Below are 20,085 nucleotides of genomic sequence, written 5' to 3'. Positions count from 1 at the left end.
TACCGCTGAGTTTGATAAGCAAAACAATCGTCCAGAAGTGTATTGGCGTGATATGAGCTTTAAACAACAAACCGAAATTTATGATGAGCTATATGCTGAGGCATACAAAATAGATTGGTATAACGATGCCCCCCAGCCCGAAATCACCAAACCTTGGCAACGCTGGACCCCTGAGCCTGAACGTAAAGAAACCTTAAATTGGAAATACAAAGCCAAACGGTTATTTATCCAGCTAACCTGTGGGATACCTTAAGTACTATTCTAAGCTAAAAACTGTCTAGAGAAAGCTTGGAAGTCAAAAGCACTTTATTTCATCGATATGAATAATGCGCTTGTTGTCATTTAGTTATCGGTGGATTGTTAGCAAATTTAAAATAATGCCGTGCTTTTCTAAGTTTACGAATTGCGAATATCCCCCATAAAGTACCAAAAGGAAATAATAGCAAGGCGATAACTGCAATAAGCCAAACACAATTAAACGCTAATTTACTATTTTGATAGAGCTTAAAACATACAATGAACTGGCTTAATACGAGCATAAAGTTCTGAAAGTTTGAGGGGCGAAATAGCAGACCGTTTAGTGTTGTAAACAAAGAAGCACAGAAAGTAACTAATAGGGCAAAACACCACATCATAAACAACGCTTTTAAAGTAAAAAAGCTTGTTTTAGCTGTTTCGTACATTGCGATTTCGTCTTTAGAGTATCGATTAAGGGCACTGATACCACCTTGTACCGCTGATAGAGGTTTATAGTTAGGCGTTTCATTATTAATGTATTCCAAGATTGAGTCTAATGCGTTTGAATTTACATACTCTTTTAGTGTTTCTTGTTCTTCTTGCCATAAAAATGTGTTGTTTAATAATATTATTGATTGAGTTCCCAGCCCTACAGTTGAGTATTTTGCATGGGGTTTGCCATCACCGACCGCCTTAATTAAAGAGTAAAATGCATTAATCAAATATAAGCTTACTTTGAAGTGAGTTTTTTTATTGAGTAGTGTGTGTTTCTGGCTGAATTGATTCCAGCGCTGATATTGAACATGTTCATCGTCTTCAGATAGTATATCGTCACATATTTGTAATATGTCATCTAGGTTTTCAATTGTAATTTGCTGGTTATCTGACAAGTCAGGAGTTGGTGTTTCTTCTAAAACATTTTGTTCGTTTTTGTTAATTAGATTGTGAAATGAGTTCTCAATAAATACTTCATGATGCTGATGGCAATTAGTATATGATTTACCCGCGCCTTGCTGATCTGCAAGGTATTCGTTTTTATTAAAAAATGGAGTTTTCTCACCAGGTAAATGAGCTTGCTCATCTTGTTTTGATAAAAACGTTTGGTCTTCGTATGTGGCTATTTCCTGATTCATAGCACTTTTTGCGTGCTGAATAGCGCTTTTGTATGCATTGTGAAGTGCAGAAAACTCCGTAGCCTTTTCGTCAGGGCGAATAACTTTGACACGAGCAGCATAAGCTTTTTTAATTAAATCAATATCGCTTGTTGGTTCTATTTGCAGTAATTCCCAGTCAATCATTAGAACCAACGTTCGCTATCAAACGAGTCTAAAGCTTCGCTAAACACTACCTGAGCTTGTTGTATCTCTCTTGGGTTTTGGTTATCTAGTATATGTTCAAAACGAGAGATTAGTTGACCAACGTCTTCTCTTTTAGAACCAAGAGAGCAACTGTAAATACGTTCGGCTCTTGCTACTAATGAGCGATTTTTTTCGCTGTCTCTAGGGTGAAACTTTAGCTGACTTAGCGTTGCTTTAGCACGACTGATTTGCTCATCAGTTAATGCGCCTGGGGCGTTATTAATTACTTTGTTGTAAGTTTTTCCGGTACTTTTTACTTTAACGTCGACCTCTAGCAGTCCGCTCATATCGTAGCTGTAACGAACTGTAACAGGTTGTTTTCCTACTTTGTCTTTGGGCACGCTTATTTTTAATTCACCCAAACAAATATTTCTATGTACTTGTCTGTGTTCGCCTTGATATATGTTAACTCGCATTGTCGTTTGATAGTCTTTGGATGTGTATAAATCTCGTTCAACACTAATAGGTACAATAGAGTTGCGTTCAATAATTGGAAGCATTTGGCCTGGGTTATCAAAATCATCAAGTATCTCAGTGCCCAGGGTAAAGGGACATACATCGGTTAAAACAATGTCATCCAAGGCTGTGTTTTTTTCTACCAGTCCAGCTTGAACACCAGCGCCTATTGATACGACTAGCTCGGGGTTTAAATTGCAAGAAGGTAAACGCCCAAAAAGTTTACTCACCATAGATCGCAGGGCTTTAAGCTTGGTGGCCCCTCCAACTAAAATTACGTCATCAATGTCATTAGGGTGTAAGTTGGCGTCGCATAGGGCTTGATTAATAGGGTGTTGCGCCCTGATTAACAGAGGAGTTATTACACGATAAAACCAATGTTGCTCTATTGTAAGTTTATATGTTTTGTTTTGATACGGTAGTTGTAGTTGATGAACTAAGTCATTGTCAATATTGCACTTTATGATTTCTAACTTCATAAATGTTTGTTGTCGTTCTTCGCGAGAAAACTGTTGTTTATCAAAGCTATTATCTAAACATAGCTGTTCAAACATAGCATAAACGAAGTCTTCACCACCTAGGTAATTATCTCCGGCACTAGCATGAACCTCCATAACGCCCTCAAAGTACTCTAATATTGAGACATCAAATGTTCCGCCACCCATATCTAAAATCATAAAGGTACCTCGCTGGCGATCATTTAAACTATAAGCCATAGCCGCTGCTGTTGGTTCGTTTATTAGCCTTCTTACGTAAACTCCTGCCAGCTCACCTGCCAATTTAGTTGCGTATCGTTGGTTTTCGTTAAAGTAAGCAGGAACACTAATTATTGCCTCTGTTACTTTTTCGCCTAAAAATGCTTCTGCGTCTTCGATAAGTGAGCGCAAGATAAAAGAGGATAGCTCGGGGGCAGTAAACGCATGACTACCAATTTCTATCGAATGCTCTGTGCCCATAATGCGTTTGAAGACTGCAACTGTATTCAGCGGGTGACTGATCAACCTCTGTTTGGCGGTGGAACCAACGATGATATTGTTTTCATCGTCAATAGTGACGACTGAAGGAGTCAAAAATTTATTTAAACGATTGGGAATTTGTATTAACTCTGCGCCTTTCCAAACGCAACATGCGCTATTAGTTGTGCCTAAATCAATTCCTATAATGGCCACGTTCAAGTTCCTTTTGAATTATTGAAAGTTCAACTTTGGATACCGTTATTATCAGCGTAAAAGGCGCTATCAATAACTATGCAAGTAGGTTAAATGTAACACGTGATAAACCGCCGAAGTAGGCAGAAAATTAATAATTAAAAGCATTTACTACCATCTGGTTCAGCTGTCATTTGAGCATGTTGGTTTAGCTAAACGTTGAATTTTTTGTCTTTTGACATAAAAACAAGATTGCCTTACTAATTTTTTCATATTTAAACTTAAAGGTTAAGTTTTAATTGTTTTGGTTTTTATTTTAATGAGCCTTTTTAAATATCAATAAACCAAGTTTTCATTAAGTGTGGCTATGATCATAAATTTATAATCATCATATATAAAGACTTAAGATTGCGATTTTAATGTGGTTTTTTAATTATTAATGTGGAATGTTTAAGTTATATTGTTCTGTTTTTTGGTATAATAAAAGATGTTTCATTTTTACTTTTAATAGGTTTTTTATTGCCATATTATCAATAAATTTTTTGTTATATTAATGTTGTTTTTTTGAAATGGTTTGTATAATTCTGCGCGGGATAAAAAATAAACATTAAAAGGATGAAAATGAATACTTTATTAAAAAAAGTTTTAACTACACTAACTCTTTCTAGTACTTTGATATTAACAGGTTGTATGACAACTGATTTAAAAGTTAATGACAAATACGAACAACCAATCAATTTATCTACTAATAACCCAGCTTTGATTTTTCCGGTTTCATTACATGGCGTGCCAGGTAACAGCAGTGAAGTTGGTTTAGCTATTACAGCGGGTGTTGCTGGTCAATATGGCGCTTCAGTTATTTCTGCTCAGCAGCTATACAGTGTTGTAGGCAACCTTTCTTGGACTTTAGGTGAAAGTATTCGCCGTGGTGCAAATAAAGGTGACTATAAAATAAATTACTACGGCGAAAGAATTGCTACTGATTTACAGTATTCTATGGAAAAGTTAACTAAAGCACTTAAAAGCTCGGGTGTTATAGATGATAAAGACTTTTCTTTTGAAAATGTAATTGTATTGCACGTAGATAGCACCGGTGGTATCCCAGTACCAGGCGTAAGACGCGTAACGGCTTTTGGTGGCGTAATTAACGTTAAAGATTTAGAAGTTGTGTCTTTTATTGAAAAAGATCTTGTTTTAGCAAATGATCATGACGCTATATTGGCTCAAATGCCTTTAGAAATGAATGCGATTGTTAAAGAGTTAACAAGTAAAAAATAATTGCTTTGGCCTTTCTAAATAAATTTTAGAAAGGCTTTTTATTCTATATAATCATTGTTGCAATAATAAAAACATCAAGATTTTACATATTAATTATTCCTCTTTTCACCTCGCTTAATTAGAAATAAATTTATTTAACTTTAAAATTTATTATAGTTTACTTTTTAACAATACTGCTCCACTTTGCTCACTCCCTAAATGATCGTCTTTATTATAAATAGGGCAACTTTTGAGTGATAAACACCCACAGCCAATACATCCATCTACGCGGTCGCGTATACGTTGCATATACGCTATGCGTTCATCTAGTTGAGCTTGCCAGCGTTTTGAAAGCGCAGACCAATCTTTTTTAGTGGGCGTACGGTTATCGGGGAGTGAGGCAAGTGTATTTTTAATATCGTCTAGTGTAATGCCCATGGCTTGTGCTGCTTTTATTACGGCCACTCGGCGAAGTGCATCGGGTTTGTAGCGGCGTTGGTTACCGTTATTTCGCCAGCTTTTTATTAATTGCTTGGTTTCGTAAAAGTGTAATGTAGACACCTTCACACCACTTCTTTTTGCGACGTAGCCTACTGTTAAAGTAGCGTCGATAAGTTTTTTTTGCTCAGCAAACATTAATTTTATTCCATGTATTGACCTCAATATAACTTGAGGTTTTAAGCTTTCTTCAACATTAAAAAAGGAGCTGAACAAATGCAACAAAAACTTAGTCGTAACACCGTTATTATTTATTCATCGGCACGACAAAATGGTAACACAGCCGCGCATGTTAAAAGTTTTGCTGAGCAAAATGAGCTGCATGTTGTGTGTTTAGATAAATTTAAAATACCGCCTTACAGTTACAGTAAAAACTACAGTGATGATGAGTTTTTCTCGCTTTTTGAGTCACTTTTACATTACGACCATTGGGTATTTGCCTCGCCAGTTTATTGGTACAGCACCACAACACAAATGAAAACATTCATAGATAGAATTACCGATTACATGGATGACGAACATTTAAAACCAAAGTTGCGTTTACTGCGCAGTAAAGATTTTTCACTGTTGTCTAATGCATCGTCAAGTGAGGCGCCAGATGCCTTTGTTGCGATGTTTAAAAATACATTTAGTTATTTAGGGATGCAGTTTTTAACGCACCACCATAAAAGTTCGCAAACTTTAGCGTGAATAACTGCCTTTTGTTCAACGCATCTGGTACTTTATTTATAAGCAAAAAAACAAACGGATTGTTTATGAAATACTTACTGTTATTTTTAATATTAAGCCCATTATCTTTCGCTAATGAGCAGCCTATTAGTGGTTTTGGTTATTATTATAACGTGCCAGAACATGCGCAAATTAATAATTCGACTCAATTCAAAATAGCGTTTGATGTGGCCGATGCCGCTAAAAAAGGGGAGCAAAATAATGCAATGAACTCACTTGCTCGCTTTATCAATATGCATGTAGCACATGGCGTTAAACCAGAGAACATTAAATTAGCGTTAGTTATTCATGGTGGTGCAAGTGAGGATGTTTTATCGAACGATGAATATAAAAAACGCTTTAACGTTAATAATAAAAACGCAAGCTTAATAAAACAATTATTGGCAAACAACACGCAGGTATTTGTATGCGGGCAGTCGGCTACGCATTTTAAAGTAGCGCCTAAACACCTAATACAGGGTGTTACCATGTCTTTATCTGCTATGACCGCGCATGCTCAACTTCAGCAGCAAGGCTACACTTTGAATCCATTTTAATGAAAAAAGCTATTTTATGTTTTGGTGACTCAAATACATGGGGGTTAAACCCCGTAACGGGAAAGCGTTTTGAGGGCAAGGTTAGATGGCCGTTGGTGTTAGCTGAAATGTTGGGCGATCAATTTACAGTAATAGAGGCGGGACAACCTAACCGTACGCTTGTAAATAACCCGCCATTTATTGGGGAGTTATCGGGTGTAAGTTATTTAAAGCCGCTTTTAGAAGCGCACTCTTTGGCTGTTATAATTATTGCCTTGGGTACTAACGATTTAAAACAGCGCTTTAAATTAACGCCTGAGCAAATAGGTCAAGGCTTAACAAACTTACTAGACAGTATTGAAGAGTTTTATGAAGGTAATAAACAACCCAAGCTTATAATTTTAAGCCCTGCTTATGTAAAGTGTGTAGGGCAATATAAACATGTTTACGAGGGCGCACCGAGTAAAAACGAGGCATTAAAAAAAGAGTTTGAAAATATTGCCCGTGCTAAAAAAAACTACTTTTGTGACTTACAGCAAAGTATTACTGTTTCAGCTATTGATGGGGTGCATATTGATGCTGATGGGCACGCTAAAGTAGCGGCTTTGATGTGTAATTTAATAAATGAAGCTTATGCGTAATGAACGCTAACGTTTAAATTATGAGTATGCTATTTACTATGAATATTGTGAGCTTATTTGCATTTAAGGCTGATTATGCAATGATGGAGAACACACTGATAGTGAATGCTTTATAGGCAATAAGGACATAATGAAAAAATACCAACAAAAGTCATTAATTGCAGTTTTAACCGGTGTTTTGGTTTTTGTAGTGGGTAGCTTAGTTTTATTGTATTTTGCTGGGCACAAATTAGCAGCTGCAATACAAAAAGATGCAAAACAAATTGTTAGCCACATAGATGCAGCTGTCAGCGAGCGTCGTCAAATTCTTTTTCCTTTAAATTCATTTAATTTCTCAGAATGTAGCAACGAAAACCTCCTTGAAATGCGACGTGCACTTTTTGATGCCAAGTATGTTGTAGATATTGGCTTTTTTAAAAATAATCAGCTTGTCTGTACAACGGGCTCGGGTGTACTAAAAACCCCCATAAACGATAGAACCCCCGACTACATTCGCAACAACCTCGAAAGTAATAACGACAATAACATTAGAGTTCGGTTTGAGCCTAAGTTGAAAATTTTACTTTTTGAAGAACGAATAATGCAGGTCGTGATAGTTAGGCAGGGTAACTATAATTTAATTATGGATACCGCGGCTATCAGTCGCAGCAATATTGCAGCTCCGTATTGGGAAATTACTTATAAGTCGGGTTCAGATGCATTTCATTTGGCGGGTAAAAGCGGATTAAGTAAAGAGCTTGCAAACCACAAACAAATACCATTTGAAACCGCATTTATGTGCAGCGAAAAAAATAAAGGATATTGTGTTGCAGTTAGAACGCCATGGAGTGAGTTTTTCGCTGACAATCAATTTTTGCTGATTATTTCTCTTATATTAACCTGCCTAACGGGGGTGTCGAGCGCGCTAATAGTGGATTATCAAATAGCCGCTCGTCGCTCTACTAATAATAGAGTGCGTAAAGGCTTAACAAAGGGCTCATTTTATTGGACTTACCAACCTATTATTTGTTTGCACACAGGTAAAGTAATTGGTTGTGAGGTGCTAGCTCGGTTTAAAGACAAATACGGGTCGCTTTACCCTGATGAATTTATTCCGGTGATACGCAAGAATAATTTAACGTGGTCGTTTACCCAATCAATGGTAGCAAAAGTAATTGAAGAGCTTACAGTATTAGATGATTTACCAACGGGTTTTAAAGTGTCTATTAATATATTTCCTTGTGATGTAGAGCTGGGCAATGTATCGCTGTTGACACAAGAGCCTGCACTTATTAATTCGCGATTTACTATTTGCTTAGAAATAACAGAAGACGAGTACCTCGATACCAGTATTGCCCATGCGCATTTTAGAACATTGGTTGAGTCTGGTTTTAACTTGTCGCTTGATGATTTTGGAACGGGTTACTCCAATTTGAGAAACTTACAAAATTTAAGTTTTCATCAGTTAAAAATAGACCGCACCTTTGTTCAAGATATAGCAACACAAGGTTTAAAAGCGTCTATGATCCCGAATATTATGGAGTTAGTGCGTAAGTTTAACTACACCTGTGTAGCTGAAGGAATAGAAACAACAGAGCAAGAGACTATGTTAAAAACAGCTGGTGTGCATTACGGTCAAGGGTGGAAATATGGCCGGCCAATGAAGGTCGATAAATTTAAACATTATATTGCGCAGCATGCGCTTTAAAAAAGATCGACGATCTTTTTTAAAGCGTATAAGCAGTTAAATTTATTATAAAAACAGGCTAATTAGAATGATTAGATCAATATTTACAATGCTTTTGTTACTGTTAATAACAGGCTGCGCATCACAATACCCAAATCAGCAAGTTGTCGGAAAGCAATTTCCAACAATCACTGGTGAAAGTTTAGAGAAAAAAGAATTTGTTATTCCGAGTGATTTTACCACTGAAAAAACCTTGCTGCTTATAGGCTATAAACAAGACAGCCAGTTTGATATTGATCGCTGGTTAATTGGCCTAGATATGGCCGGTGTAACACTCCCTACTTATGAGCTACCTACCATTGCGGGCATGGCACCACGTATGTTTAGTACGTTTATTGATAATGGTATGCGCAAAGGTATTCCAAAGGAGCTGTGGGGCGGAGTTATTACCATTTATGAAGATGGAGAGGCAGTACAAAAATTTACGGGCAATCAAAACCCAAATAATTCTCGTGTAATTTTAATTGATAAAGCAGGTAAAATTTTGCATTTTTACGACCGTGGTTTTTCGGTTGACGCGCTTAATAAACTTAAAGAAAAAATAAAATAAAGGGAGCTAAGCTCCCTTTGTTATTAAGTGGATTTAAAATTCGTAACTTATACTAAAGCGCGTAGTACGAGGCATAATATAGCGACCGTTTGGTGCGTCGGCATTACGTGGGTCACCCTCAGTAATACCTTGCTCATCAGTTAAGTTATCAATAGCTACTTGAAGCTTTATACCTTCCATTGGCTCTAAAATTAAGCCTAAGTCTACTTTTTCGTAGCCATCAAGTGTCACTGTGTTTTCGTTGTTACCAAAACGGTCATCAACTGCCGAAAGTGTACCGTATAACGTGGCGTACATACCTTGTAGCTCAAAGTCGTAGCTTGGCGTTACACGCACTTGCCATTTAGGCTGGCGCTGCGATGTATTGCCTTCATTTGTAGGGCTTTGCGTAATTTCGGTTTCTTGTAGTGTGGTATTTAAATTAACCGAAAAACCCGACTGATGATTAAAGTTATAATCAAGCTCAACACCATATGCTTCATTTGTTAAAATTTCAGCAGGTACGCCTGGGCGGCGTACAAATGTGTCGCCTTTTACTTCATTCACAAATAAAGTGGCGTAAAAGTCGGTAGAGTCTGAAATAAGTTTGTAGCCAAATTCACCTTGAGTTACTTCTTTAATTAGCTTTTCGCCGCCTTCATAAGCGCTAAAGTTATCTCTAAAGTCGTCAAAGTAAGGCATTTTATAGCCTCGGTTAACACGGGCAAATACGCCCATATCATCGTTAATAGAGTAGTTAATACCGGTTGTCCACGAGGTCTTACTTTCATCGTAGTTAACAGTCTTTGTGATTATACCGTTTAGGCCTTCATCAACACTGTATTCTACTTCATGGTTTTCGTGGCGAATGCCTACATCTAAGGTAAAGTCGTCGGCAAATTTATATTGAGTGGTAATATAAAATGCGTTGGTGCGTGCATCACCTGTTGAACTTATATCGTAGTTAAAATCGCAGCCGTCGGTGCTTTGATTACACTCAATACCAGTCAACGACTCACCGCCTGCTTCTAATACGTGGTAAGCCGTATTACCTAAACTCCACCAATCGTTTGCCGATGTGCTTGCTGTGTAGTAACCAAACGAGGCTGATAAGTCATCAAATTGCTTTGAAAACGCTAAATCGTTAGTAAATGAGCTAATTTCTTTAAGTACAACCCAGCGTCCAAGTTGTTGCACCGGGGTGTCGCTTGCGTACTCTGTATTGGTTATTGCGCCAAACGCGGTTTGGCCGTTATCAGCAACGTCCCCAACTGTTGTAGCAGAGCCGCTAGGCACTAAGCCAAATGTATTCGCATCGCCTTTAGTGATGTTAAAACGATCTGATAATTGCCAACCATTATCAAACTCTAATTTAATGCTACCGCCGGAAACATGTCCATCCCAGCCTCGGCCATCACCTAGGTCTATATCATGTGCTTGTGCATCAGGCCCGGTGAATATTGTTGCTTGGCGGTTTAATGTGCCAAGTTGTGTGTACCCTGCATCTATCCCTTCTATATTTAATGGGGTAGGTAGGTACCATGCACCGTGGTCATCTGTTTGGCGAGTGTAAAAGTTAAGCTCACCGTTATCTAAATCTTTAGTTATATTAATTGTGAATTGGCTGCCTTTCTCAGAGGTAAAGCCTGCATCACGAATACCGGGTGAGCTTTTAACATATCCACCTACCATAAAGTATAAATCGTCGGTGATTTCGCCGCTCATAACTGCATCTACACGCTGTAAGTCGTAATCTGATGTGGTGTATTTAAATAAGCCTTCGGTATCTTCGCTGCCTCTTTTTAAGCGAAAATTTGTTGTTAAACCTGGTTGCCCGTTAGATAAAACAGGGTTTGGACCACCGCGTAAGGCTTCCATTGTCTCTATAGTTTCATCAATTCTAAACAACGATGAATTTTCTAAAAAAGATAATGTAGGGGCAGGGTAAACAGGCGAACCTTCAAGACTTAGCGTTAAAAACGGGGCGTCACCGCCGCCAGGAAAACCACGTACAAATACATTCGCGCCCGACTCACCACCCGAGCTTTCTACCCATACACCCGGCACGGCTTTAAAAAGGTCGGCGGTGCTTTTAGGTGACAGTTTAATAATTTGCTGGCTATCAATATTTGTTACAGCGTAGCCGGCATCAATTTTTCTGATACCAACGCCAGTGGGCGTGCCTGAAACAACAATGCGCTCAACCTTGGTTTCTTGTGCTTGCTCTTGGGCAAACGCAGCGTGTGAGCTTAGGGCTAAAGTTATGGCACACGCTAGTGTGCTTTTTGCTTTATTGAATTTCATGTGTGATCCCGTTTTTAGTGTGTTAAACAGTGTGTTTTTACAGCGCCATTAGTAAAAGTTAATGTAAACAGGCTGTATATGGTGAAACCTTAGAGATAAATGCAAACGTTTGCAATACTTATTTGTAAATTATTTATGAATTTAATTTGTTGGATTATTAAGCGTAATACCAAATAAATTGATTTTTTGTAGCTGGAACGCGCCAGTAAAAATTAATAATGCTATATTGTCAGCTAGTTACAATTTATATTAGCGAACTCAAAGCGGCTCAAGGTTTTCATGAACAATAAAAAAATTAAATTAGCTGATTTAGCGAAATTAGCAGGCGTATCTACCTCTACCGTTTCGCGCGCATTAAATGACAACCCATTGATAAAGCAAGAAACACGCGACAAACTTCAGCAGCTCGCAAAAAAGCATAATTTTAGCCTAAACACGGCAGCCAGTCGTTTGCGCACCCAAAAAACAAATGTAGTTGCTGTTATTATTAACCTTGATGTGCAAACAGAGCAGTCAATTAGTGATCCGTTTTTATTAAAAGTAGTCAGCGAAATTAACCTAGCACTAAATCAACAAGGGCTAGAGCTTTTATTATCTAATTCCATAATGGCGCAACACGATTGGGCCAATTATTTTATTAACGGACGCAGAGCCGACGGAATCATTGTTGTTGGACAAGGTAAAGACCAGCGCAATATAGAGGCTGCCGCTAAAGCTGGTATTCCATTAGTGGTGTGGGGAGACCCTAAAACAACTAGCAGCTACCCTATAGTAGGCAGTGATAATTACCTGGGCGGCATGCAAGCAACGGCGCATTTAATAGAGCATGGTGCTAAAAATATTGTGTTTTTAGGTGACCCAGAACACGGCGAAATTAGCGAAAGACACCGCGGCTACGCTGCTGCGCTTTCAACACATAAACTAAAGCAACACGTTGTTTCAATTGATATTACAAGTGGTTCTGCTTATCAAGCAGTAAACCATTTACTGCGTGAAAAAGGCCTGTATTTTGATGCTATTGTTGCCTGTAGTGATATGGTTGCACTCGGGGCAATGAAAGCCTTAAAAGAGCGTTATGTGAGTATTCCAAACGATGTTGCTCTTGTTGGATTTGACGATATTGCAATGGCAGATATAAGCCACCCATCACTTTCTACAATTAAACAAAACACCCAGTTAGCTGCCTCTTTGATAGTTAAAAAGTTGATGCAACAATTTTTAGGCGAAAAAGTAGAGTCTCAAGTTATTGATATAGAATTAATAACTCGCCAGTCTAGCAAGCGCTAATTTATAGCTATGTGTATTAATTGTTAAAGTTAAAATGCAAACGATTGCAATGAATTTTATTCTACACTACACTCAAGCTTCACTGACACACACACGCTAATACCCTAAGGTCATTAGCTTATAAAGTTACAATGCATTGCGTTGTAAGTAGGGCAAGCTATGAGTAAAACAAAAATCACACTGGCAATTGCTGCAAGCTATTTTATTTTTGCAATATTATTAAATAGCGTAGGTACCGTTATTTTGCAGGCAATAAATACGCTAGGCGTTAGTAAAACAGAAGCATCGGTACTGGAAGGATTTAAAGATTTATCGATTGCGATAATGTCTTTTGCTCTTGCATCGTTTATCCCTAGGCTGGGTTATAAACTCGCTATGCTTGGCGCATTAACTGTGGTTGCAGCGGCCTGTGTAAGCACCGCAATGATTAGCGACTTTTATATGTTTAAAGCGCTATTTGCGGCTATTGGCTGTGGTTTTGCTGTAGTAAAAGTCTCTGTTTATTCAATTATTGGCCAAGTAACAGACGATGCAAATAGCCATTCGTCGTTATTAAACACCATAGAAGGTATTTTTATGGTGGGTGTATTAAGCGGCTACTGGATTTTTACGGCATTTATAAATCCCTATGAGCCTAGTGCATGGCTAAATGTATATTATGTACTGGCGGCACTTACTTTAGTTGTGATTGTAAGCGTTGTAGCTGCACCTATTAAGCCTGCGCTTCAAAGCGATAAGAGTAGTTCGAGCTTAAGTGACTTTGTGGCCATGTTAAAGCTAACTTACCAACCACTTGTTGTTATTTTTATTATAAGTGCTTTTTTATATGTACTTATAGAGCAAGGAGTTGGAACTTGGTTACCAACCTTTAATAACCAAGTATTACAGTTACCTGTAGCTATAAGCATTCAGTTAGCTAGCATATTTGCCGCCGCTCTTGCGCTGGGTCGATTAGTTGCAGGGCAGGTGCTTAAACACATTAATTGGTTTTTTGTTTTATGTGGCTGCCTTGTTGCGATGGCATCACTTATTATTATTACGTTGCCGCTTACTGAAAACTTACCAACTGCTACTGCTGCGGTTAAAAGCTTATTTGACGCTCCGTTAGCGGCATTTATTTTGCCTCTTATTGGCTTTTTTATGGCACCTATTTACCCAGTATTAAATTCTGTGATGTTAAATGCGCTACCAAAATATCAGCATGCGGCCATGACTGGTTTAATCGTTGTATTTTCTGCATTGGGTGGCACAACGGGTTCAATGATCACAGGCTATGTGTTTGAGCACTTTAGCGGGCAACATGCATTTTACCTTTCTTTAATACCCATTAGTTTGATTTTTATTAGCGTGATTATTTTTAAAAAACGCACCCATGCCATTTCTCAACATACAGCTAATGCTTAAATTTTTAGGATTGTTATGAATTTTTTTGATAGCCAATTATTTAAAGATGTACAAACACAGCATATTTTTAGTGACTGTAAAACATTTGCAGATGCTACCGCACGTACCAATTGGCAAAGTGCGTGTGAAAGTTACGAGCAAGTAGCACCACTCAGCAACATTGATCTTAAAGAGTTTGTAAACGCTCACTTTTTAACAACCTCGCTATTAAAAATGAGTACTGAGGTAAATACTTCAAGTGTAAAAAGTTACATCAACTCGCTGTGGGATGGTTTACGCCGCGAAGCAGACACGCCTAAAGCCGATTCATTATTAGCACTTAAGCACAGCTATATTGTACCGGGTGGGCGTTTTCAGGAAATATACTATTGGGATAGTTACTTTACAGCGCTTGGCTTAATTGACGCTAATAAAGCCGACATTGTTGAAGATATGCTGCAAAACTTTATTGATTTAATAAACGATTTTGGGTGCATTCCAAATGGTAACCGTCGCTACTATTTATCTCGCTCCCAGCCGCCAATTTTAGCGCTTATGGTGCAATTATTATGGCAACATGTGCACTGCAAATCGAATAACTTAGCCTGGCTTAAAAGTTGTGTTACCGCGCTTGAAAAAGAGTATGCGTTTTGGATGCAAGGTGCAGATAATTTAAATACTGACCAAACAGCCGTTAAGCGTGTAGTAAAGCTCAATTGTGGTGGCGTTTTAAATCGTTACTGGGACGATGAGGCTGCTCCTAGGGCCGAGTCGCTTAGGGAAGATTTAGAGTTAGCCCATGATTTTGCAGATCATGAAAAGCCTGATTTTTATCGCAATATTCGTGCCGCGTGCGAATCGGGGTGGGATTTTAGCTCTCGCTGGTTAGCCGAGCCGCTTTCGCTAAGTTCAATACAAACAACAGATATAGTGCCAATTGACTTAAATTGCTTAATGTACAACTTAGAAAATCAGCTTAGTGAGTTTTACACTTTATTAGGTAATAACACGCAAGCCGAGGTATTTAATACCTATGCCGCTAATAGAAAACAGCTTATAAATAGGTACTTATGGAGCGATGAGCATCACTTTTTTGTTGATTACAATCACAGTAAAGCGAGTCAGTCTGACGTATTAAGCGCTGCAGCAAGTACAGCCCTGTTTGTAAATGTGGCTTGTGATGAACAAGCTAAGCAGGTTGCTAAACTTATAGAGCAAGACTTTTTAAAAGATGGTGGTGTAGTGACCACTATTACAGATACGCCACAGCAATGGGATAGCCCAAATGGTTGGGCTCCGCTTCAATGGTTTAGCGTAAAAGGGCTTAATAACTACGGCTTTAGCGGCCTTAGTAAGCGTATTATGCAAAATTGGTTAACTATGGTCGAGCAAGACTTTGCTCAAAATAAGTGCTTACTAGAAAAGTATAATGTGTGTGAGCCACAGCTAAAAGCAGGTGGCGGAGAGTATGCAGTACAGCAAGGTTTTGGTTGGACAAATGGCGTAACTTCGCGCTTTTATACGCTCTGTGATGACTGATCAGAGCAGTTGTTTACTATACAAAATTCAAATGAATTTATTTAATTAATTGATTTTTAATAAATTAATATTACTTATAAATTTTTATCGTTTTCATTTAATACCAAAATCGCATTGTAAGTTGTTTTTAAATTAGGTAGTGTGGTGTAAATGTTTCAAGGATGAAATTTATGCTCAAACCTCACACTGTATTTGTAAAAACAACCTTTCAATCTTCTTTTCATTGTGAAAGCTATACCATTATACTAAAAACAATGCAGGCTATTTTTGGTGACATAAAAATGGATGATGCATTACCTAAACAAGACGCACGCGACAAGTTTGATTTATATTTAATTGATGGTGCTAAAAATAATTGGTTAGATTTACTTCCTGCTGATTTACTCTGTTTGGCTAAAAAGCATAAGGTTGTTTTATTTAATGTAGAGCAAGAAGCCGTTTGCGAAAAAAATTTATTAATGAACCACATAAATGGCGTTTTTTATAAATCGGACGCCCCAGAAGTTATTTTTAAAGGGTTAGTTAGGGTCACATCGGATGAATTGTGGTTTACCCGAAAAGTAATTTCTAAAGCGTTTAGCGATATTTTATTAGTTGCTTCATCTTTTAATTCTTTACAAGACGATATTAGTTTAAAGCAGGATGACTACGCTCATTTAACTAAGCGAGAAAAATCGGTTATTCATTTAATAGCTCAAGGGGCTAGTAATAATATAATTGCGGATAAACTTAATATAAGCGATCACACTGTTAAAACGCATTTATACAGTGCTTTTAAAAAAACAAATTCACGCAATAGGGTAGAGCTTGCAAATTGGGCCCAGCGGTATGTGGCAGTATTATTGCCAATGGCAAAGTAGCTAGTTGCGGCAAAAATTCAGTAACCATTAAATTATAAAGGCTACATTAAGTAGCCTTTATAATTTTAAATTTAAATATTACGCTGCTTTTTGAGCCCACAACCCTTTATCGATTCCTTTTGTAACAAGGTCGGTTAGTGCTTTTTCTATTGCTTGAGTAACGCATATACTCATGGGTTCGTTGTCGCTAAAGCCACCTTCAGCTTCGGCTAGGCGCTTGTAACTTACATATCTAAAAAAGCCTGCTCTCATTTCTTGGCTTAATACCTTTTTGCTGGTGGCAACGCTCAAGAGTACTTGCCCTGTTCGTACGTCTACAGCACGTAAATATATTGATATAGCATCTTCTCTGTAAAGTTCAGAAGCACCAATACCAAAATATTCCATCCCTAAACCACCTGTTTTTACGTTGGTATCGTAGCTTATAATACCCCCTTCTAAAATTATTTTAGCGGTGGTTAATGGAGGGAGTTCAACACTGTTAGGGTTTTCTGATTGGGCTGCTCTAATTATTTTTCTTTCTGTTAATATATTTTGCAGACCTTCACGTTCGACCGGCGTAAACCAATCTGACTCATGAAGCGCTTGCACTAAAATAGAATTAGCCCCTTGTGTTACGGCAGTAGAAAAAGAGCTTACATTTGTTTGTGGTTTGTATTGGCCTGTTTGATCTCTAAATGAGTAAACTGATACGGGTATACTGCCTGCTGGTTTTGGTAAGTTTTTTAAGTCGCTAAATATTTCTGTCGGCTCAAGGCTCATGGCACTTTGTTGAGAAGGCGGAATTAATTTGCCCAGTGTTGAGCATCCGCTTAACAGTAATAGTATTGCTATTGTTATTATTTTTTTCATTATCCAAACCTCGGTACTTCAATAATCACGACGGTGTCATCAATAATATTTGTTATTTTGACTGTAATGGTATCAGCGGTGCTGGTGATGACTTCAATTTGATAATCGCCACTCATAAAAATTGAGTCTTGGTCAAAAATACTATCTTCTATGTCTTCTCCAAAGGCCATGTCTGTTATTTCACGAACCATACGGTTTAGATAGGTGCGCTCAAGCGAGTCCTGAAATTGCTCAGCATAGCCTTTTTCGATTGAAGGCGCTTTGTGTTTATTTTGAGCTTGCGCTTTACTCAATAACATATTGGCATTGAGTGGGTTGCCACCAAAGCTAGGGTTTATAGGGGTGTAAACCATTTCAGTTGCTGATGCGCAAAAGGATAATGTTGTTATTATTGTAAATATTATTTTTTTCATTTTACCATCCATTTAAAGCCATATCTTTAGAAGATGTAGCCATGTTTGAGCGAGCCATTGCATCAATTACCGTATAGACCGCTTGTTCAACGCGTGCGTCTAATGGCTCTAATCTGCGTCCTAAATAGGTTGCATATATAGTTTGATTGTTCATTACAAGAGTAAGCTTTGTGCCAGCTTTGGGTATTACCGTTTCTTTGATTTCAATGTTAAAACCAGCGGTTGAAGGCAAGTCTCGCCAGTAATTTGAAAATTCATAGTAAAATTGATGACCAAATCGGCTAATGCTTCTATCAAGTAATAACCCGTCAATTTCAAGTTCATCTGCAGCAACACCTGGAGGGGCCAAATACAAAGCGAGTAAGAGCAGGAGATTGATTTTTTTATTTATTTTCATAGTTTAAAATAGGGGAGTTGAAGCTCCCCTTTATTGTTATTAATTACATTTGTGTAATTGTGGCTGTATTACCGTCACCAATTTGAGTAACCGTTACGGTACTATTAACACCAATAACACCCCCTTCAACAATATTGTCATTGCCTAGCTGAGTGACATTGAATGTGACGTTCTCACCACCTACTAAAAACGGTGATTGTTCAGTACCTACAACCCAGTTATTTTCACCTTCTTGTGAAATATCTATGCTGTGGCCACTGCCTTCTACCATCATGTCGATAAGGTTAAAGTCGCCATTTTGCGCAATATCAATTTGGTTGAAGTTGCTATCAAGAATACCTGCAAGTGTAACCATGGTTTCATTTTGCAGGCCGTCTTGCGTAATTTCGATGTCGTTTTCGTTAGATGTTAGCGAAACGTCAGGGTAAGACGATTCAACAACCGCGATGTTTTCTTCACCCAGTTGGGTAAGGTTTACATCATTTTCTAAGCCATTAAAGTTCACTAAATGAGCAGAGTTAACGTCGCCAAATTGGCTAATTGTAAATTCATTATCTGAGCCTAACACGCCCATGTATGCTTCATTCTCGCTACCATTTTGAATGGCTGTAAGTTCGTTATCATTACCAATTAACTCAGCAGTTGTTGTATTAAAGTCACCATTTTGCATCGCCATTACTTCGTTGTTTTCGCCTTCAAATAAAGCTGAATCAACATTATTAGCCAAGCCTTCTTGGTCTATGCCTACTTCGTTATCGTTACCTACAATAGCAGTGAAATTAACAGTGTTGTCAGCACCTTCTTGCTCAACACCAAACTCATTATTGTCACCGTAAAGATCTGTAAGTGTTACAGCATTTTGATCGCCGTCTTGTTCAATATCTAACTCGTTATCGTTACCTTGTAGCGAGGACACTCTGAATGTATTATAAAAGCCATTTTGCTCTACCATTACTGCATTATCGTCGCCTGTAGCGCTTGTAATTACAGCTTCATGCCATTCACCAGTTTGTAATGCACTTACCTCATTGCCACTGCCTTGCATGTCCATGTTGTAAAACCAATGACCACCTGTACCTTGTTCAATATCAACAGTATTGTCATCACCCACAATAGAGTTGATCGCTTCATTGTTAAAAAATAAACCTTCGCCTTCTTGTGAAACATAAAGCTGATTATTGTTGCCGGTGACCGTAGTTAACGCACCATTGTATAAACCATCTTGTGAGTATGTTTGCACATTATTGTCGCCAACGGTGGTTACTTCTACAAAGTTACCTGTTTGGAATTGCGACACCTCGGTCGTGTTGTCGTTGCCAATAGTGGTAACTTGCATTGTATTACCATCACCATCTTGTAAAAGTAATGCTGTATTACCTACTTGAGTTTGTGCAAGGACCATTGAATTGCTCGTGCTTTGTACAGATACTTTTGTACTTAAATCAGATACTGACCCTGATTTAGTTGCTGTATCTGCAAAGGAAGAGAAGCTTGTGCCCATTGCAATTGCTACTGCACAGCTTATAAGTGATTTGTTTAACTTCATTATTATTCTCCTTGAAATAAAAAATACTGAATGCTCTACGTTATTTTGTTTTTATAGAGTATTCGTAGTTCCAGCATGCCGTGCCGGTATAATGTTGTGATCAAACGTTATTCAATGTTGTGTCGCGTTTTCTAAATGCACATTCACTGTATTCTTGAATTATAAATTCTTAAATCATCTTTTTTTACCGATTTTTATATCTTTTAAATACAATTAGTTATGCTGTTTTTATTTTTATTTTTAGTATTTTTCTAAAAAACTAGTAAAAATTGTTGAGCTACTTGACTGGCTGCTTGTAATTAATAAATTCATAAAAAAGGCTGCCTTGAATGTTTTTTTAATGACGACTCTGGTCAAAAATGTTGATTTTTTGTTGTTTCCAATTTAAATACTTGAGTAATTTTTGATTT

General features: G+C 37.8%; 18 protein-coding genes and 1 pseudogene. 11 read left to right on the top strand and 8 right to left on the bottom strand.

The window, feature by feature from the left end; genetic code table 11:
• Positions 1-253, top strand: a pseudogene (locus AC27I2_RS09730) (hypothetical protein); the annotation flags it as partial.
• A gap of 85 nt (positions 254-338) precedes the next feature.
• Here the strand turns inward: AC27I2_RS09730 and AC27I2_RS09725 are convergent.
• Both AC27I2_RS09725 and AC27I2_RS09720 read right to left on the bottom strand, forming a co-directional pair.
• Positions 339-1,535 (bottom strand): hypothetical protein, encoded by a 1,197-nt coding sequence (locus tag AC27I2_RS09725; protein ID WP_487204145.1) that lies wholly within the window; start codon positions 1,533-1,535, stop codon positions 339-341.
• Complete coding sequence (locus AC27I2_RS09720) at positions 1,535-3,220, bottom strand: Hsp70 family protein (protein WP_487204144.1); 1,686 nt, start codon at positions 3,218-3,220, stop codon at positions 1,535-1,537. The genes AC27I2_RS09725 and AC27I2_RS09720 overlap by 1 nt, the downstream gene beginning before the upstream one ends.
• Positions 3,221-3,820: 600 nt before the next feature.
• Between AC27I2_RS09720 and AC27I2_RS09715 the strand changes: the two genes are divergently transcribed.
• A complete protein-coding gene (locus AC27I2_RS09715; RefSeq protein ID WP_010556879.1) occupies positions 3,821-4,477 on the top strand; it encodes a hypothetical protein in 657 nt (218 codons plus the stop codon).
• A gap of 150 nt (positions 4,478-4,627) precedes the next feature.
• Here AC27I2_RS09715 and soxR read toward each other — a convergent pair whose 3' ends face one another.
• Positions 4,628-5,092, bottom strand: coding sequence for a redox-sensitive transcriptional activator SoxR (gene soxR / locus AC27I2_RS09710; protein ID WP_487204143.1), 465 nt, complete (start codon positions 5,090-5,092; stop codon positions 4,628-4,630).
• Positions 5,093-5,170: 78 nt separating this feature from the next.
• Between soxR and AC27I2_RS09705 the strand changes: the two genes are divergently transcribed.
• The 5 genes from AC27I2_RS09705 (at position 5,171) to AC27I2_RS09685 (ending at position 9,115) form a co-directional block, all read left to right on the top strand.
• Positions 5,171-5,644 carry a flavodoxin family protein gene (locus AC27I2_RS09705; RefSeq protein ID WP_058404749.1) on the top strand — a complete coding sequence of 158 codons (474 nt, stop codon included), beginning with the start codon at positions 5,171-5,173 and terminating at the stop codon, positions 5,642-5,644.
• Positions 5,645-5,709: 65 nt separating this feature from the next.
• A complete protein-coding gene (locus tag AC27I2_RS09700) occupies positions 5,710-6,219 on the top strand; it encodes a DsrE family protein (protein ID WP_138529669.1) in 510 nt (169 codons plus the stop codon).
• Positions 6,219-6,839 (top strand): SGNH/GDSL hydrolase family protein, encoded by a 621-nt coding sequence (locus AC27I2_RS09695; RefSeq protein WP_138529671.1) that lies wholly within the window; start codon positions 6,219-6,221, stop codon positions 6,837-6,839. The genes AC27I2_RS09700 and AC27I2_RS09695 overlap by 1 nt, the downstream gene beginning before the upstream one ends.
• A 130-nt stretch (positions 6,840-6,969) precedes the next feature.
• Positions 6,970-8,526 (top strand): EAL domain-containing protein, encoded by a 1,557-nt coding sequence (locus AC27I2_RS09690; RefSeq protein WP_487204142.1) that lies wholly within the window; start codon positions 6,970-6,972, stop codon positions 8,524-8,526.
• Between the two features lie 67 nt (positions 8,527-8,593).
• A complete protein-coding gene (locus tag AC27I2_RS09685; protein ID WP_487204141.1) occupies positions 8,594-9,115 on the top strand; it encodes a hypothetical protein in 522 nt (173 codons plus the stop codon).
• 33 nt (positions 9,116-9,148) lie between these two features.
• Here AC27I2_RS09685 and AC27I2_RS09680 read toward each other — a convergent pair whose 3' ends face one another.
• Complete coding sequence (locus tag AC27I2_RS09680; protein ID WP_487204140.1) at positions 9,149-11,398, bottom strand: TonB-dependent receptor; 2,250 nt, start codon at positions 11,396-11,398, stop codon at positions 9,149-9,151.
• A gap of 246 nt (positions 11,399-11,644) precedes the next feature.
• Here AC27I2_RS09680 and AC27I2_RS09675 point away from each other — a divergent pair, with 246 nt between their 5' ends.
• The 4 genes from AC27I2_RS09675 (at position 11,645) to AC27I2_RS09660 (ending at position 16,467) form a co-directional block, all read left to right on the top strand.
• Positions 11,645-12,685, top strand: a complete 1,041-nt coding sequence (locus AC27I2_RS09675; protein ID WP_487204151.1) for a LacI family DNA-binding transcriptional regulator — start codon at positions 11,645-11,647, stop codon at positions 12,683-12,685.
• Between the two features lie 159 nt (positions 12,686-12,844).
• Positions 12,845-14,089 (top strand): MFS transporter, encoded by a 1,245-nt coding sequence (locus AC27I2_RS09670; RefSeq protein WP_487204139.1) that lies wholly within the window; start codon positions 12,845-12,847, stop codon positions 14,087-14,089.
• Positions 14,090-14,104: 15 nt separating this feature from the next.
• Entirely contained in the window at positions 14,105-15,607 is a 1,503-nt protein-coding gene (locus AC27I2_RS09665) for a trehalase family glycosidase (RefSeq protein WP_487204138.1), read from the top strand.
• A 170-nt stretch (positions 15,608-15,777) separates the two neighbouring features.
• Positions 15,778-16,467, top strand: coding sequence for a helix-turn-helix transcriptional regulator (locus AC27I2_RS09660; RefSeq protein WP_058404740.1), 690 nt, complete (start codon positions 15,778-15,780; stop codon positions 16,465-16,467).
• Positions 16,468-16,545: 78 nt separating this feature from the next.
• On the opposite strand, the gene AC27I2_RS09655 is transcribed toward AC27I2_RS09660, so the two are convergent.
• The 4 genes from AC27I2_RS09655 to AC27I2_RS09640 are packed head-to-tail and all read right to left on the bottom strand — an operon-like array spanning position 16,546 to position 19,675.
• The gene (locus tag AC27I2_RS09655) at positions 16,546-17,319 is read right to left on the bottom strand and encodes a CsgG/HfaB family protein (protein ID WP_219423320.1); all 774 of its coding nucleotides are present in this window, start codon (positions 17,317-17,319) and stop codon (positions 16,546-16,548) included.
• The gene (locus AC27I2_RS09650; RefSeq protein WP_006792599.1) at positions 17,319-17,744 is read right to left on the bottom strand and encodes a curli assembly protein CsgF; all 426 of its coding nucleotides are present in this window, start codon (positions 17,742-17,744) and stop codon (positions 17,319-17,321) included. The genes AC27I2_RS09655 and AC27I2_RS09650 overlap by 1 nt, the downstream gene beginning before the upstream one ends.
• On the bottom strand, positions 17,734-18,129 hold the full coding sequence (locus AC27I2_RS09645) for a curli production assembly/transport protein CsgE (RefSeq protein ID WP_058404738.1): 396 nt from the start codon (positions 18,127-18,129) through the stop codon (positions 17,734-17,736). Before AC27I2_RS09645 ends, AC27I2_RS09650 begins: the two co-directional genes overlap by 11 nt.
• A gap of 43 nt (positions 18,130-18,172) precedes the next feature.
• On the bottom strand, positions 18,173-19,675 hold the full coding sequence (locus AC27I2_RS09640; protein WP_138529683.1) for a curlin repeat-containing protein: 1,503 nt from the start codon (positions 19,673-19,675) through the stop codon (positions 18,173-18,175).
• Between the last annotated feature and the right edge of the window lie 410 nt (positions 19,676-20,085).

Source organism: Pseudoalteromonas sp. NH0006-46, from assembly GCF_057547735.1.
This window is presented reverse-complemented; position numbering and strand designations above follow the sequence as displayed.

Excerpts from the sequence above, each read along its gene's own strand:
- AC27I2_RS09695 (WP_138529671.1), top strand. The coding sequence starts at position 6,219 with ATGAAAAAAGCTATTTTATGTTTTGGTGACTCAAATACATGGGGGTTA.
- AC27I2_RS09725 (WP_487204145.1), bottom strand. The coding sequence starts at position 1,535 with ATGATTGACTGGGAATTACTGCAAATAGAACCAACAAGCGATATTGAT.
- AC27I2_RS09680 (WP_487204140.1), bottom strand. The coding sequence starts at position 11,398 with ATGAAATTCAATAAAGCAAAAAGCACACTAGCGTGTGCCATAACTTTA.
- AC27I2_RS09665 (WP_487204138.1), top strand. The coding sequence starts at position 14,105 with ATGAATTTTTTTGATAGCCAATTATTTAAAGATGTACAAACACAGCAT.
- AC27I2_RS09670 (WP_487204139.1), top strand. The coding sequence starts at position 12,845 with ATGAGTAAAACAAAAATCACACTGGCAATTGCTGCAAGCTATTTTATT.
- AC27I2_RS09715 (WP_010556879.1), top strand. The coding sequence starts at position 3,821 with ATGAATACTTTATTAAAAAAAGTTTTAACTACACTAACTCTTTCTAGT.
- AC27I2_RS09640 (WP_138529683.1), bottom strand. The coding sequence starts at position 19,675 with ATGAAGTTAAACAAATCACTTATAAGCTGTGCAGTAGCAATTGCAATG.
- AC27I2_RS09700 (WP_138529669.1), top strand. The coding sequence starts at position 5,710 with ATGAAATACTTACTGTTATTTTTAATATTAAGCCCATTATCTTTCGCT.
- soxR (WP_487204143.1), bottom strand. The coding sequence starts at position 5,092 with ATGTTTGCTGAGCAAAAAAAACTTATCGACGCTACTTTAACAGTAGGC.
- AC27I2_RS09705 (WP_058404749.1), top strand. The coding sequence starts at position 5,171 with ATGCAACAAAAACTTAGTCGTAACACCGTTATTATTTATTCATCGGCA.
- AC27I2_RS09690 (WP_487204142.1), top strand. The coding sequence starts at position 6,970 with ATGAAAAAATACCAACAAAAGTCATTAATTGCAGTTTTAACCGGTGTT.
- AC27I2_RS09650 (WP_006792599.1), bottom strand. The coding sequence starts at position 17,744 with ATGGATGGTAAAATGAAAAAAATAATATTTACAATAATAACAACATTA.
- AC27I2_RS09655 (WP_219423320.1), bottom strand. The coding sequence starts at position 17,319 with ATGAAAAAAATAATAACAATAGCAATACTATTACTGTTAAGCGGATGC.
- AC27I2_RS09685 (WP_487204141.1), top strand. The coding sequence starts at position 8,594 with ATGATTAGATCAATATTTACAATGCTTTTGTTACTGTTAATAACAGGC.
- AC27I2_RS09660 (WP_058404740.1), top strand. The coding sequence starts at position 15,778 with ATGCTCAAACCTCACACTGTATTTGTAAAAACAACCTTTCAATCTTCT.
- AC27I2_RS09645 (WP_058404738.1), bottom strand. The coding sequence starts at position 18,129 with ATGAAAATAAATAAAAAAATCAATCTCCTGCTCTTACTCGCTTTGTAT.